A 14,627-nucleotide genomic window follows, 5' to 3' on the forward strand; every position below is an offset into this window, starting at 1 on the left:
TAGCGGAATCGTCCGCAACCGACGCCAAGCGGGCACCCGCGCAGTCGCAATCGCAATGACTACCGAATCCTCTTTCCCGCGCGACGCTCCATGCGCCTCACCATATAAAGGAACCCGCGCATGAGCCGCATGTCCTTCGAACTGCTAGGCAACGACGGCGCCGCGCGCCGCGGCCGGCTGACCTTTCCGCGCGGCACGGTCGAAACCCCGGCGTTCATGCCGGTGGGCACCTACGGTTCGGTCAAGGGGATCATGCCCGAGCACGTCGCCGAGCTCGGCGCGCAGATCATCCTCGGCAACACCTTCCATCTGTACCTGCGCCCGGGCCTGGACGTGATCGGCGATCACGGCGGCCTGCACGGTTTCGCGCGCTGGAACGGGCCGATCCTGACCGACTCGGGCGGTTTCCAGGTGTTCTCGCTCGCGCACCGGCGCAAGATCACCGAGCAGGGCGTGACCTTCGCCTCGCCGGTCGACGGCAGCAAGGTGTTCCTCGGGCCGGAGGAGAGCATGAACATCCAGCGCGTGCTCGATTCGGACATCGTGATGATCTTCGACGAATGCACGCCGTATCCGGCGACGCAGGAGGTCGCGCGCAAGTCGATGGAGCTGAGCCTGCGCTGGGCCGAGCGTTCGAAGAAGGCCCACGAGGGCAACGACGCGGCGCTGTTCGGCATCGTCCAGGGCGGCGTGCATCACGACCTGCGCACGCGTTCGGCCGACGGCCTGAAGGCGATCGGCTTCGACGGCTACGCGGTCGGCGGCCTGGCCGTCGGCGAGCCCGAGGAGGAGCGCAACGCCATGCTCGAGCACACCTGCCCGCAGCTGCCCGAAGACCGGCCGCGCTATCTGATGGGGGTGGGCCGGCCCGAGGATCTGGTCGAATCGGTCGCGCGCGGCGTGGACATGTTCGACTGCGTGATGCCGACCCGCAACGCGCGCAACGGCCACTACTTCACCGCCCACGGCACGGTGCGGGTGCGCAACGCCAAGTACGAGCGCGACCTGCGCCCGATCGAGGAAGGCTGCGACTGCTACGCCTGCCGCAACGGTTTCAGCCGCGCCTACCTGCGCCATCTGGACCGCTGCAACGAGATGCTGGGGCCGATGCTGGGCACCTTGCACAACCTGCGCTACTACCAGCGGCTGATGGCGCAGATGCGGTCGGCGATCGAGCAGGGAACCTTTGCGGCCTTCCGCGAGTCTTTCTACGCCGCACGCACTTAAAGGCTGTCGTTCGCGAAGCGGACGACTCCCCATCCCCTCTCCCGTGAACGGGAGAGGGGATGGGTGAGGGCCCGCCAGCCCCCGAAACCGGCCCCGGCCGGAATCGTGCAAGCCGGCAAGTCGCAAAAGCCGCCACCCCGAGCCCGGGCCACCACCCAGGCCGGCGAAAGCCCATAAAACCGTGCGCTGGCGCCCATTTGGGCCCCGGCCGTAGCCCCCACCCAGCCGTGGCATAATCCCCGGCTATTTTTCGCTCCAGGACTTTCCGATGAATCTGCTCGACCTCCTGATCGCTCCGGCCCATGCCCAAGCCGCTGCAGCCGCGCCGCAGGGCGGCCTGTTCGGCGGCGGCCTCAGCGGCCTGATCCTGCCGCTGGTGCTGATCGCGGTGATGTACTTCCTGATCTTCCGCCCGCAGGCCAAGCGCGCCAAGGAACACCGCTCGATGCTGGACAAGCTGTCCAAGGGCGACGAAGTGCTGACCAACGGCGGCATCGCCGGCACCGTCACCGATATCGGCGAGAACTTCATCACCGTGGAAATCGCCGCCAACGTGCGCATCCGCGTGCAGAAGGGCGCGATCGCCAACGTTCTGCCCAAGGGCACCTTGAAGTCGGCCTGAGCCGACGCCACGCCATCTTTACAAGCGGCGACCGGGGAGGTCGCCGCAGGGGTTCTCGATGCTGACCTTCGCGCGCTGGAAATACTTCGTCATCCTGCTAGTCCTTGTGGTCAGCGTGATCTACGCGCTGCCCAATGCCTATCCGCAGGACCCATCGGTGCAGATTTCCGCGGCGCGGAGTGACGGCCTCCAGGTCAACGCGAGCCTGGCCAAGAAGGTCGAAAGCCTGCTGAGCCAGGCCAAGATCCCGTCCAAGTCGATCAAGGTCGAGGACCAGGGCAACCTGCTGGTGCGGCTGGGAGACACCGACCAGCAGACCCGCGCCGCCGACCTGCTGCGTCCGCAACTGGGCAACGACTACGTGGTCGCGCTGAGCCTGGCCCCGACTGCGCCGGCCTGGCTGGAATTCCTGCGCGCCAAGCCGATGCCGCGCGGCCTCGACCTTCAGGGCGGCGTGCATTTCGTCATGCAGGTCGACCAGGCCAGCGCGATCGACAAGCGCCTGGACGCCTACGTCGAAGACGTCCGCTCGACCCTGCGCGACAACCGCGTGCCGTACACCTCGGTGGTCCGCCGCGGCAACGAGGCGCTGGTCGCCACGCTCGGCGTCGGCGCCGATACCGCCAATGCGCAGAGCAAGTTGCGCATCGCCTTCCCGACCCTGACCCAGACCCTCCAGGATCAGACCCTGACCCTGGAAGTGCCGCAGACCGAACTGCAGCGCATCTCGCTGGAAGCCATCGAGCAGAACCTCAACACCCTGCGCAACCGCATCAACGCCTTCGGTGTGGCCGAGCCGGTGATCCAGCGCCAGGGCACCGACCGCATCGTGATCCAGCTGCCGGGCCTGCAGGACACGGTCGAGGCCAAGCGCCAGATCGGCGCGACCGCGACCTTGGAATTCCGCGCCGTCATCGGCAACGAAGCCACCGCCGACGCCGCGGTGCGCGACCGCAGCGTCCCGCCGGATGCGCGCGTGTACTACACCGCCACCAAGCAGCCGCTGCTGCTGTCCAAGCGCCTGCTGGTGTCGGGCGAGCAGTTGGTCAACGCCCAGCCGATGACCGATCCGCAGGACGGCCGCCAGGGCGTGTCGATCACCCTCAACAGCGTCGGCGGCCAGCGCATGCTCGACCACACGCTGGAAAACGTCGGCAAGCGCCTGGGCATCGTCTACGTCGAGCAGACCCCGATCACCACGATGGTCGACGGCAAGGAAGTGCAGACCATCCGCACCGACGAGCGCGTGATCAACTCGGCCACCATCCAGGGCGTGTTCGGCAAGAACTTCCAGACCACCGGCCTGAGCGCGGAAGAGTCCAAGGCCCTGGCCAGCCAACTCAAGTCCGGCGCGCTGGCCGCGCCGATGATCTTCGTCGAAGAACGCGTGGTCGGCCCGAGCCTGGGCGCCGAGAACGTCAAGCGCGGCACCATGGCGGTGGCGTACTCCTTCATCTTCGCGCTGAGCTTCTTCCTGATCTACTACCGCATGTTCGGCCTGATCACCTGCATGGCGCTGGTGCTCAACCTGCTGATGGTGGTGGCGCTGATGTCGATCGTCGGCGCGACCATGAGCCTGCCCGGCTTCGCCGGCCTGGCCTTGTCGGTGGGCATGTCGGTCGACGCCAACGTGCTGATCAACGAACGAATAAGAGAAGAGCTGCGCGCCGGGATACCGCCGCAGACCGCGATCGCCACCGGTTACGACAAGGCCTCGGGCACCATCTTCGACTCCAACATGACCGCGCTGCTGGCCGGCGTGGCCCTGTACGCCTTCGGTACCGGTCCGCTGCAGGGCTTCGCGATCACCATGATCGTCGGCATCCTGACCTCGGTGTTCACCGCTGTCACCGTGTCGCGCGGTATCGCCACGCTGATCTACGGTGGCAACCGCCGCAAGCTCAAGTCCATCGCGATCTGACGGGAATACTCCAGACATGAAAATTTTCCCGCTGACCCTGCTGCCGAACGACGCCAACATCAACTTCATGAAGATGCGGTGGCTGTCGATCGCCGTCGCCGCCATCATCATGTTCGTCGCGATCGGGGCGATGGCCACCCGCGGCTTCAACTTCGCCCTGGACTTCACCGGCGGCAACCTGGTCGAAGTGCATCTGGACAAGGCCGCCTCGCTCGACACGATCCGCGACAAGCTCGCCGCCGACGGTTACGACAGCGCCCAGGTCCAGACCTACGGTTCGGGCAACGAACTGCTGGTGCGCCTGCAGCCGCGCGAGGGCGACGATTCCTCCGCCGCCACCGCGCACGCCGCGCAGGCGGTGATGAAGGCGGTCACCGCCAGCGGCAACACCGGCAAGATCCTGCGCAACGAATTCGTCGGTCCCCAGGTCGGCAAGGAACTGGCCCTCAACGGCCTGTACGCGCTGATCTTCGTGGTCGTCGGCTTCCTGATCTACATCGCCTTCCGCTTCGAATGGAAGTTCGCGGTGGCGGCGATCATCACCACCTTGCACGACGTGATCGTGGTCGCCGGCTGGTTCGCGATCAGCGGCCACGAATTCGACCTGACCGTGCTCGCCGGCATCTTGTCGGTGATGGGTTACTCGATCAACGACACCATCGTGGTGTTCGACCGCGTGCGCGAGAACTTCCGTTCGATGCGCGCCGATCCGGAGGTCATCCTCAACAAGTCGATCAACCAGACCCTGTCGCGCACGGTGATCACCTCGTTCGTGGCGTTCCTGACCGTGGTCGCGCTGTACATCTACGGCGGCGGTTCGCTGCGCGGCATGGCCGAATCGCAGATGCTCGGCATCATCATTGGCACCGTGTCCTCGATCTTCGTCGCCTGCCCGTTGCTGACCCTGGGTTTCCTCAAGGTCACCAAGCAGGACTTGCTGCCCAAGGCCAAGGACGACGCGGCGCTGGCACGTCGTCCGTAACGGGTTCTTGGACGTATGAGTTACGAGAAAGGCCGCGCATGTCGCGGCCTTTTTCGTTGGCGCGGTCGCTGATCGGTCGCATGGGCGAGGCAGGGTGGAATCGATATCCTCATGCCGCACGATACGTCAGTTCGATGAGGCGGCAGGGTGGCGAAAGGCTGCGGCACGCAGGGCGCCGGCTACTGTCGGATGACGCGAGTTCGACCCAAATCCTTGGAGCGAAAATGTCCGCACGCAACCAACAACAAATCAGCGACTGGAACGGCCCGGTCGGCGGCCGCTGGCTGACCTACAACGATTGGCTCGACGAGCGCACCGCCGCCTACGGCGAGATGGCGTTCGCCGCCGCCGCGCCACAACCTGGCGAAGCGGTGCTCGACATCGGTTGCGGCGCGGGCGCGACCTCGCTCGAACTGGCGCGCGCCGTCGGCGCGAGCGGCCATGTGATCGGCGTGGACGTATCCGAGCCGCTGGTCGGTCGCGCGCGCGAACGCGCACTGGCGTCGCAGTTGCCGATCGAATTCCAACTCGCCGATGCCAGCGCGCCCTTGTTCGCGCCGCACCGCTTCGATCTGCTGTTTTCGCGCTTCGGCGTGATGTTCTTCGACGACCCGGTCGCCGCGTTCACCGAACTGCGCAAGACCTTAAAGCCCGGCGGCCGGATCGCGTTCGCGTGCTGGCAGGAGCCGGCGAAGAACGACTGGTACGTACTGCCCTTGAACGCGATCGCAGGCATCGTCGAGCAGCCGAGCGTCGACACGAACACGCCCGGCCCGTTCGCTTTCAGCGACCCGCAGCGGGTCGAGCGGATTCTGACCGAGGCGGGATTCGTCCAGGTCGAACTAAAAGCCTTCGAAGCGCCGTTCTACTACGGACGCGGCGACACCCGAGAAGCCATGGCCGAGGACGCATTGCAGCAGGTATTTCGGGTCGGGCCGATCCAGCGGCTGCTGGCCGCGCAGAGCGATGAGGTGCGGGAGCGCGCGGTGGTTGCGATTCGAGCGAAGCTCGCGGGCTTGGCGAATGAGCAGGGTATTGCGGTGAGCGGGGCGACTTGGGTGGTTACGGCGCGCAGGAGTCATGACTGCGCACTTGATGATCTTCGTCAATACGAGCGCGCCGAATTGTTGATTCGCGCCATGGCCAAATATGTAATTGCGCATGAGGCAGCACTTTCGGAGGCTCAAGCACAGGTCGGAGCGCTGCCTTTGCGGCTGGTCTGCATCAATATGCTCAGTTGGCTTAGCAGTCGCAGCCGGTGCCCGACCATGGTGGCGAACTCAAAGCGGTTTTGGGGGTCTGCGTGGCAAACCTTATCGACGTTGCTGTCGGTCCCAGGCGCGTTTTCGGACGTGTTCGAATTCCAAGGCGAGGCCGTGGTGTTGAATCCCGGGCTGACTCCTGAGCAAGTTCGCGAGTTGTGCAGGCTCGTGACGGAAATTTATCGGCCTCGCAGGTTCGTCACCGTGCGAAAGGCCAACGATCAGAAATGATCGCGATCGTTTCATCGGGTCAGGCGGATGAATGCTCGCGTCGCCTCGCGGCGATTTCGAGCTAGATAGCTGAAACAAAAACGCCGCGATGGTCGCGGCGTTTTTATCAAACAGTGGTGCGATTAACCGATCCGTCAATCAAACGCGGCGGCGTAGCCCGTATTGACGATCCGATTCTGCAACGCATCGGCAATCTTCAAATTACCCGCGACCAACTGCCGCGGCGGCAAGCCGCGATTGTCCATCGGCCCAGTCGAGCGGCCCTTGAAGTCGCAAACCTTGCCGCCGGCCTCGCGCACCATCAGGGCGCCGGCGGCGATGTCCCACGGCTTGAGGCCGGCTTCGAAATAGGCGTCGGCGCGGCCGCAGGCGACGTAGGCCAGGTCGAGCGCGGCCGAGCCGGTGCGGCGCACGTCTTCGGCGTCGACCAGCAGGTTGTCCAGGCACTTGAGGTGGGCGCTGGCGCGGGCGCGTTCGCGCGGCGGGAAGCCGGTGATCAGCATCGCGCCGGTCAGGTCCTTGCGCTCGGCGATGCGCACGCGCTTTTCGTTGAGCTGGGTGCCGCTGCCGCGGCTGGTGGTGAACAGGTCGTTGCGCAGCGGGTCGAAGATCACGCCGTGGATCGGTTCGCCGTTTTCGCACAGCGCGATCGACACGCAGAAATGCGGGATGCCGTGCAGGTAGTTGCTGGTGCCGTCGAGCGGATCGATGACCCAGGTGAAACGGGCCTGGCCGATCGGGCCGCTTTCCTCGCCGAGGATGGCGTAGTCGGGGGTGGCGCGGCGGAATTCCTTGATGATCTCCGCTTCGGCCAGGCTGTCGACTTCGCTGGCGTAGTCCATGCGGTCCTTCTCGACGATGTTCAGCGCATCCAGGCGGTGCATGTGGCGCAGCAGCACGTTGCCGGCGGAGCGAGCGGCCTTGACCATGAGGGTGACGGCGGGTTTCTGCATGGTTTACGGCCTCGAACGGGTGAGGTGGGGCAGGACTGACGGGGATAAAGAGCGGGCCGGCGCGTATGGCCGGGGCGGGGAGTTTACCATTTGCGCATGAACTCCGATCCTCGCGACACCCCGCCGCCGCCCGAGCGGCCCGAAATTGCCAACTCCCCCGTCGCCCCGGGCGACGCGGCCCCGCCCACCGCCGCGCCCGATCCGGCCGCCGCCCGCATCCGCATCGTCCTGGTCGGCACCCAGCACCCGGGCAACATCGGCTCGGCGGCCCGGGCCATGAAGACCATGGGCCTGTCGCGGCTGGTCCTGGTCGCGCCGGAGAAGGCGCTCGACCGCGACGCCTACGCGATGGCCGCCGGCGCCGACGACGTGCTCGAAGCCGCGCCGATCCTGCCCGACCTGGCCGCGGCGGTCGCCGATTGCCACTGGGTCCTGGGCTGCACCGCGCGCAGCCGCCGGATCGCGCTGGAGGAACTCCACCCGCGCTTCGCCGCCGAGCGCGTCGACGCCCGCGCCCGCGAGGGCGCGCAGGTCGCGCTGGTGTTCGGGCGCGAGCGCACCGGCCTGAACAACGACGAATTGCAGTTGTGCCATGCCGCGGTGCATATCCCGGCCAATCCCGATTACAGCTCGCTCAACCTCGGCGCGGCGGTGCAGGTGCTCAGTTACGAACTGCGCATCGCCGCGCTGGCCGCGGCCGCCGCCGATCCGACCGGCGACCATCGCGACCCGCCGGCCTCGCATGCGCAGTTGGAAGGCTTCTTCGGCCAGCTCGGCGAGGCGCTCGATGCGATCGACTTCCACAAGGGCCGCGCGCCCGAATCGGCCATGCGCAAGCTGCGCCGGCTGTTCCTGCGCGCCGATCTGGACGAGCGCGAAGTGCGGCTGCTGCGCGGCGTGCTCGCCGATGTCGAGCGCATGGCGATGCTGGCTGGCCAGCGTCGCTGAGCGGCGGGGCGTGGCGGGCCGGCGCCCGGCTTTCGCGCGCGACGCCGGGCCATCGCGGAGCCGCAACGCGGGCGTATCGGCGCGGCGGCGGTTCGATTACGCTGCGTTGGCAATCCGACCGGGTGACCTGAGTTGATCGCTAGCGCGCGGATTCTGAGTGGGCTGTTGGGGCTCGTCCTGGCCGGGGCGTCGGCCGGCGTCGCGGCGTCGCCCGATCCGCACGACACCCGCGGCGGCCACCCCGAAGACACCGATGCCCACGTGCTGGTGCTGGGCCGGATCAGCGACGATCCCAAGGCCCATTACGAACAGCTCAAGCCGCTGCTCGACTACGTGGTCCCGCGCATGGCCGAGGTCGGCATCCGCGAGGGCCGCATCCTGATGGCCAAGGACGTGCAGCAGATGGCCAGCTATCTGCGCCGCGGCCGGGTCGACTGGGTCAGCGAGACCGCCGGCACCGCGATGCTGCTGCACCAGCGCGCCGGCGCGCGGCCGTTGCTGCTGACCGAGCGCGACGGGGTCAGCCACTACCACAGCGTGTTCTTCGCCCGCCGCGACAGCGGGCTGCGCTCGCTCGAAGACCTCAGCGGCCACAACGTCGCGTTCCAGCGGCCGACCTCGACCAGCGCCTACTTCGTCCCGGCCGCGACCTTGCTCGAACGCGGCCTGACCCTGGAAATCCTGCTGTCGCCGACCGACCGGATCAACCGCGGCGGGGTCGGCTATCTGTTCGCGCGCTCCGAGCTCAACGTTTCGACCTGGGTCCACAAGCGCCTGGTCGATGCCGGGGTGATGAGCAACCTGGACTGGAACAATCCGCGCCGCATGCCCGAAGCGTTCCGTCGCGACCTGATCGAGATCGGCCGCAGCGAGGACTATCCGCGCGCGCTGGAAGTCGTGCGCGGCGATCTCGATCCGAAAGTCGCCGCGCGCCTGCGCGAGGTGCTGATCGACGCGGCCGGCGATCCCGACGCCGGCGAAGCGCTGCTGCGTTTCTTCAAGACCACCCGCTTCATGCCGATCGACGCCGAATCGCAGCGCGCGCTGGACCACATCGGTTCGGGCGTGGCGCGGGTGCGGGCGGAGGTCGAATGAGACTGCGCGCGGGCCTGCAGGCCAAGTTCCTGTCGATCATGGGGGTGGCGTTTCTGGTCGTGGTCGCGCTGATCGCGCTGTTGCTGCATCGGCAGGAACGCATCCAGGCCGAAGTGGTCGGGGTCAGCCGCGATGCGATGCGCGACAGCTTCGTCGAAAGCCTGCGCCGTCACGGCGAAGGCGAGGTGGCGCAACTCGCCGGTTCGCTGACCAACCCGCTGTATTACTTCGACCTGGACGCGATCGGCGAACTCAGCCGCGCCGCGCTGGCCAATCCGGGCGTGCGCTACGTGATCGTCTACGACAACGACGGCAACATCGTCCACGACGGCAGCGAGGAGATTCCCAGCTACGGCAAGCGCATGGACGACGCGATGGCCAAGCCGATCGTCGCCGCGCGCGCGCTGCACACCCAGTGGGGCGAGAACACCTTCGACGTGTCGATGCCGATCAAGATCGGCCAGCAGCGGCTCGGCGGCGTGCGCGTGGGCTACGACCTCAAGGCGATGCGCACGTATCAGGACAGCGCGCTGGACCAATTGCGGCAACGGCTGGAAGAACTCGGCCGGCGCCAGTTGCTGTGGGTCGGGCTGCTCAGCGCCGGCCTGCTCGCGCTCGGCGCGCTGATGGTGTGGCTGATCCAGCGCTGGCTGGTCAAGCCGATCCGCGAACTCGCCGACGCCGCCCAGGCGATCGAGAACGGACAATTTGACAGCGCGCCGCCGGCCGGTCACCCCAACGACGAAGTCGGCGACCTGATGCATGCGTTCAGCCGCATGAGCCACAGCCTCGCGCGCCACGACCGCGACATCCGCCGCATGGCCTACACCGATGCCTTGACCGGGCTGGCCAACCGGCTCGCGTTTCGCGAGTGGCTGGACCAGCGGCTGCTGCACCTGCGCGGCGACGGCGGCCAGCTCGGCCTGTTGTTCGCCGACATCGACGATTTCAAGCGCGTCAACGACACCCTCGGCCACGACGCCGGCGACGATGTGCTGCTGCAGTTCGCCCAGCGCATCCAGGACACGGTGCGCCGGATCGGCGGCGAACGCGCGCTGTTGGCGCGCTTCGGCGGCGACGAATTCGTGATCCTGGTCGAGGGCAGCCGCGAGCGCAACGGCGAGGCGCGCACGGTCGCCACCCACCTGGCCGAAGTGCTGGTGGCCGAACTTGGCCAGCCGATCGTGGTGCACGACCGCCAGGTGTTTCTCGGTACCTCGATCGGCGTGACCCTGTATCCGGAAGACGCGTCGGGCGCGACCGCGCTGATGAAGAACGGCGACATCGCCATGTACCAGGCCAAGGTCGCCGGCAAGAACTGCTATCGCTTCTACAGCCGTGCGATGGATCAGGCGGTGGAGCGTCGGGTCCACCTGGAACACGAATTGCGCGGGGCGTGGGATCGCGGCGAGCTGAGCCTGGTGTATCAGCCGGTGTTCCGCCTCGCCGACGGCAAGATGGTCGGCGCCGAAGCGCTGCTGCGCTGGAAGCATCCCGAGCAGGGCCTGATCGCGCCGTCGGTGTTCATCGATGTCGCCGAGCAGAGCGGCCTGATCGAAACCCTCGGCCCGCAGGTGCTCCGCGCGGCCTGCGAGGATGCGGTGTCGTGGCGCGACACACGCATCGGCGCCGATCCGATGTTCGTCTCGGTCAACGTCTCGCCGCGCCAGTTGCGCAGCGGCGACCTGCCCAACGTGGTCGCCGCCTGCCTGCACGAAACCGGATTGCCGGCGCAGCAACTGCATCTTGAGCTTACCGAGACCGCGGTGATCGGCGACGAGATCCACGCCAGCAGCCTGCTGTCGCGTCTGCGCGCGAGTGGGGTGAAAGTGTGGCTGGACGATTTCGGTACTGGTTTCTCCGGCCTGAGCCATCTGCGCCGGGTGCCGGTCGACGGGGTCAAGATCGACCGCAGTTTCATCGCCGACGTGCTGCGCGATCCCGACGATCTGGCCCTGACCACCGCGATCATCGCGATGGCGCATTCGCTGGGCATCATCGTCGTCGCCGAGGGCGTGGAGAAGGAAGGCCAGTACGCGGTGCTGCGCGAGCGCGGTTGCGATCTGGCGCAGGGGTATTGGCTGGGGCATCCGGTGAATGCGCAGGAGTTTTTGGTGCTGTTGGGTTGAAGATCTAGTCGCGTTCGGTTTGGTCCAAGCCCTGCGTTTGCGCTGTTGTTTTTGTTTACGCCGTTGTTTTTGCTCGTCATTCCCGCGAAGGCGGGAATCCAGGGCTTCACCGCGGCATGACTCTGAAGTCTCTGGATTCCCGCCTTCGCGGGAATGACGAGCAAAAGCGATGCGATGCGCTCGCAAGTCAGCCCAACGTCTTAACCCAACTTAGCCCGCGCCAACGCAATCCACTCCGCCGCCGCCTGCGCCAGGCTGCCCGACAACACCCCGAACACCGCCACCGCGATCACGCCGGCGACCCAGGCGATGCCCATCAGCTTGCCGTCGCGCTCCAACAGCGCGAACGCGAACAACAGCAACAACGCGCCGAACAGGAAATTGGTGAACGGGATCGGCAGCGACAACAGGATGCCGAGCAGCACCAGCAACAAACCGGTGAAGGCGTTGGCGGCGCGGTGATCGAGCAGCGCGGTCGCGCGCGGGCTGACGAAACGTTCCAGCCGGGTCAGCCATGGCGCCAGCAGATTGCGGAACTTGGCCATAGCGCTGCGGTGCGGGCCGCGCCGCGCGATGAAGCCCGGCAGCCACGGTCTGCGCAGCCCGATCAGCAACTGCAGGCCGACCAGCACCACCAGCGGGCCGCTGACCGCGCCGCCGACGCCCGGGATCGGGATGAAGGCGGGCAGGGTGGAGACGAACAGCAGCATGCCGAACGAGCGGTTGCCCAGGCCGTTGAACACGTCGCCGAACTTGACCACCTCGTCGGGATCGCCGGCGACGATGGCGTCGAGCAAGGCGCGGGTACCGGCCTCGTGGACGTCGCCGCGACGCGCGCGGTCGCGGCGGCCATCGTTGGGGCCGCCGCCATCCGGCCCGCGGTCAGCCGCTGCCGTCATCGTCGGTGGACTCGGCGGGCTTGGGCAGCTGCCGCTGCAGCAGCAGCTTGTCGATGCGCGGGCCGTCCAGGTCGATCACCTCGATCCGCCAGCCGCTCCAGGCGAAATACTCGCCCACGTGCGGAATCCGGCCGAAGTGCGCGATCACCATGCCGGCCACGGTGTGGAAGTCGTGCTCGTCCTCGTTCGGCAGGCGTCCGCCGCCGATCACTTCGCGCAGTTCTTCCACCGGCAGCGCGCCGTCGATCAGATACGAGCCGTCTTCGCGCTGCACCACCGGCCCGGCCTGATCGTCGGACTCGGCGGTCTGGACCCGGCCGATCACCGCGCCCATCAGGTCGTTGACGGTGATCAAACCGGTCACGTCGCCGTATTCGTCGACCACCAGCGCCAGCGACTGTTGCTCTTCGCGGAAGATTTCCAGCAGCTTGAGCGCGTGGGTGGATTCGGACACGAACAAGGCTTCGGTCAGCTGGCCGAACAGGTCCGGCAGGTTGCCCACGCCCAGGTTGCGCAGCAGCGACTTGGCCTCGAGCACGCCGAGCACGTCCTGGTCGCTGCCGCGATACACCGGGAAGCGCGAGAACGGCGACTCGCGCATCGCCGCGAGGTTGTCCTCGATCGAGGCGCTGGCGTCGAGCCAGGTGATGCGGGTGCGCGGCGTCATCAGGCTGTCGGTGGTGCGGTCGCCGAGGCTGAGCACGCGATTCATCATCTTGCGTTCGTCGGCGTCGATCACGCCCTGCTCGTGGCTTTCGCTGACCAACAGCCGAATCTCTTCTTCACTGATCTCGCTGCGCGCGTCGTCCTTGATCCCGAGCAGGCGCAGCACCAGGCGGTTGATCGCGCCGAGCGTGGCGACCACCGGCTTGGCGAAACGGGCCAGCCCGGCCAGCACGATCGCCACGGAACTGGCGATCTTTTCCGGATTGGTCAGCGCCAGCCGCTTGGGAATCAGCTCGCCGAAGATGACCTGCGCGGCGGTGATCAGGCCGACCGCGGTGCCGATGCCGATCGGGCGCGCGTATTCGATGGCGCCGGGGAATACGCCGCCGAGCCAGCCGGCGATGGCCAGGCCGATCGACTCGCCGCCGAAGGTGCCGGTGAGCACGCCGATCAGGGTGATGCCGACCTGCACGGTCGACAGCAGGTTGTCGGGGTGTTCGGCCAACTGCAGGGCCATGCGGGCGCCGCGGCTGGGATGGGTCGGGTTGTCGGCCATCTGCTTCAGGCGCAGCTTGCGTGAGGTCATCAGCGCCATCTCCGACATCGCGAAGAAGGCATTGAGGACGATCAGGGCCATGACGATCAGTAGTTCCAGCATCGGCAATGCCTCCTGTGGCCGGTGGGTTCACGGAAGGAGCGCGCATTGCAGGCGGAACGGGCCGGGACTGGCCGGCTAGGTGGCGGTTTTGGGTCGTCGTCCATGGGTTGCGGGGGAAACGGTAGGGAAAGGCGGCACGGCCGGAGCCGGACCGGGGCCGATCTTAGCAGGCATTCACGACGGTCCTTCGTGAAAGCGGCCCGGTCGCGCGGATCGGCGAGGGCGCGCGGATCGGCCCGCGATGGCGTTTTTGCGAAGTGCGGCGGCCGTCCGGGCAGGCCAAGGTGGGCGCGGCGTCTTCAAACGGTCATAATCGCGCCCGCAAACCCGTGCCGGCGCCGCCGGCGCCAGAACACCCACCGGCGCGGCCGGCATTCAGCGACTTACGGCCCAGAGGCTTCCCAGCATGTTTTCCCTGCAGACCATTTTCGGCCAAGGCAACCAGTTCTATACCCTGCTCGAGGAGGCCGCCGTCGCCGCCCACGACAGCACCAAGGCCCTGCACGCCATGCTCAAGGCCTCCGATCGCCAGCCCGCGCTGGACGCGTTCAAGCTCGCCCGCCAGCGCGAGCGCGAGGCCTCCGACAAGATCAGCCAGGAGCTGGTCGACAGCTTCATCACCCCGATCGAGCGCGAGGACATCGAGTCGCTGAGCACCGCGCTGTACAAGATCCCCAAGCAGGTCGAGAAGTTCGCCGACCGCTATTCGCTGGCCACCCGCCACCTGGAACACATCGACTTCGCGCCGCGCGCGGCGATGCTCGAGCAGGCCGCCGAGGTGGTGGTCAAGATGGTCCACCAGCTGCGCCATCTCAAGCTCGAACCGATGAAGGCGCTCAACGACCAATTGCGCGCGCTGGAGAACGAGGCCGACCGGCTGATGCTGGAGCTGTACCGCGACATCTATTCCGGCCAACTCGACAACCTGCAGATGTTCTTGCTGAAGGAGTTCTTCGAGATCCTGGAAAAGGCGATCGACCGCTGCCGCGAGGCCGGCGTGGTCGCCTACCAGATCGTCCTGAAAAACTCCTGAG

General features: G+C 66.9%; 12 protein-coding genes. 9 read left to right on the forward strand and 3 right to left on the reverse strand.

The window, feature by feature from the left end:
- Positions 1 to 120 precede the first annotated feature (120 nt).
- The 5 genes from tgt (at position 121) to KME82_RS07665 (ending at position 6,245) form a co-directional block, all read left to right on the forward strand.
- Positions 121 to 1,227, forward strand: a complete 1,107-nt coding sequence (tgt, locus tag KME82_RS07645; protein WP_215497982.1) for a tRNA guanosine(34) transglycosylase Tgt — start codon at positions 121 to 123, stop codon at positions 1,225 to 1,227.
- 268 nt (positions 1,228 to 1,495) lie between these two features.
- Positions 1,496 to 1,849, forward strand: coding sequence for a preprotein translocase subunit YajC (gene yajC, locus KME82_RS07650; RefSeq protein ID WP_215497983.1), 354 nt, complete (start codon positions 1,496 to 1,498; stop codon positions 1,847 to 1,849).
- A 58-nt stretch (positions 1,850 to 1,907) separates the two neighbouring features.
- On the forward strand, positions 1,908 to 3,770 hold the full coding sequence (gene secD, locus KME82_RS07655) for a protein translocase subunit SecD (protein WP_215497984.1): 1,863 nt from the start codon (positions 1,908 to 1,910) through the stop codon (positions 3,768 to 3,770).
- A 16-nt stretch (positions 3,771 to 3,786) separates the two neighbouring features.
- Entirely contained in the window at positions 3,787 to 4,752 is a 966-nt protein-coding gene (gene secF, locus KME82_RS07660) for a protein translocase subunit SecF (protein ID WP_215497985.1), read from the forward strand.
- 224 nt (positions 4,753 to 4,976) lie between these two features.
- Complete coding sequence (locus KME82_RS07665) at positions 4,977 to 6,245, forward strand: class I SAM-dependent methyltransferase (protein WP_215497986.1); 1,269 nt, start codon at positions 4,977 to 4,979, stop codon at positions 6,243 to 6,245.
- A 134-nt stretch (positions 6,246 to 6,379) separates the two neighbouring features.
- On the opposite strand, the gene KME82_RS07670 is transcribed toward KME82_RS07665, so the two are convergent.
- Entirely contained in the window at positions 6,380 to 7,198 is an 819-nt protein-coding gene (locus tag KME82_RS07670; protein ID WP_036102003.1) for an inositol monophosphatase family protein, read from the reverse strand.
- Positions 7,199 to 7,294: 96 nt separating this feature from the next.
- Between KME82_RS07670 and KME82_RS07675 the strand changes: the two genes are divergently transcribed.
- From KME82_RS07675 to KME82_RS07685, 3 genes are all read left to right on the forward strand, one after another.
- Positions 7,295 to 8,146: an RNA methyltransferase gene (locus KME82_RS07675; RefSeq protein ID WP_215497987.1), complete on the forward strand. Its 852-nt coding sequence runs from the start codon at positions 7,295 to 7,297 to the stop codon at positions 8,144 to 8,146.
- A 165-nt stretch (positions 8,147 to 8,311) separates the two neighbouring features.
- A complete protein-coding gene (locus KME82_RS07680; RefSeq protein ID WP_430538804.1) occupies positions 8,312 to 9,241 on the forward strand; it encodes a phosphate/phosphite/phosphonate ABC transporter substrate-binding protein in 930 nt (309 codons plus the stop codon).
- Positions 9,238 to 11,370: a putative bifunctional diguanylate cyclase/phosphodiesterase gene (locus tag KME82_RS07685; protein ID WP_215497988.1), complete on the forward strand. Its 2,133-nt coding sequence runs from the start codon at positions 9,238 to 9,240 to the stop codon at positions 11,368 to 11,370. Before KME82_RS07680 ends, KME82_RS07685 begins: the two co-directional genes overlap by 4 nt.
- A 200-nt stretch (positions 11,371 to 11,570) precedes the next feature.
- Here KME82_RS07685 and KME82_RS07690 read toward each other — a convergent pair whose 3' ends face one another.
- Together KME82_RS07690 and KME82_RS07695 are read right to left on the reverse strand one after the other, a co-directional pair.
- A complete protein-coding gene (locus KME82_RS07690) occupies positions 11,571 to 12,269 on the reverse strand; it encodes an exopolysaccharide biosynthesis protein (RefSeq protein ID WP_215497989.1) in 699 nt (232 codons plus the stop codon).
- Positions 12,253 to 13,593: a hemolysin family protein gene (locus KME82_RS07695; protein WP_215497990.1), complete on the reverse strand. Its 1,341-nt coding sequence runs from the start codon at positions 13,591 to 13,593 to the stop codon at positions 12,253 to 12,255. Before KME82_RS07695 ends, KME82_RS07690 begins: the two co-directional genes overlap by 17 nt.
- Positions 13,594 to 13,999: 406 nt before the next feature.
- On the opposite strand from KME82_RS07695, the gene KME82_RS07700 reads away from it, so the two are divergent.
- Positions 14,000 to 14,626, forward strand: coding sequence for a DUF47 domain-containing protein (locus KME82_RS07700; protein WP_215497991.1), 627 nt, complete (start codon positions 14,000 to 14,002; stop codon positions 14,624 to 14,626).
- Position 14,627: the final 1 nt, after the last annotated feature.

This window comes from Lysobacter capsici (assembly GCF_018732085.1).
In the GTDB taxonomy this organism is placed as follows: domain Bacteria; phylum Pseudomonadota; class Gammaproteobacteria; order Xanthomonadales; family Xanthomonadaceae; genus Lysobacter; species Lysobacter capsici_A.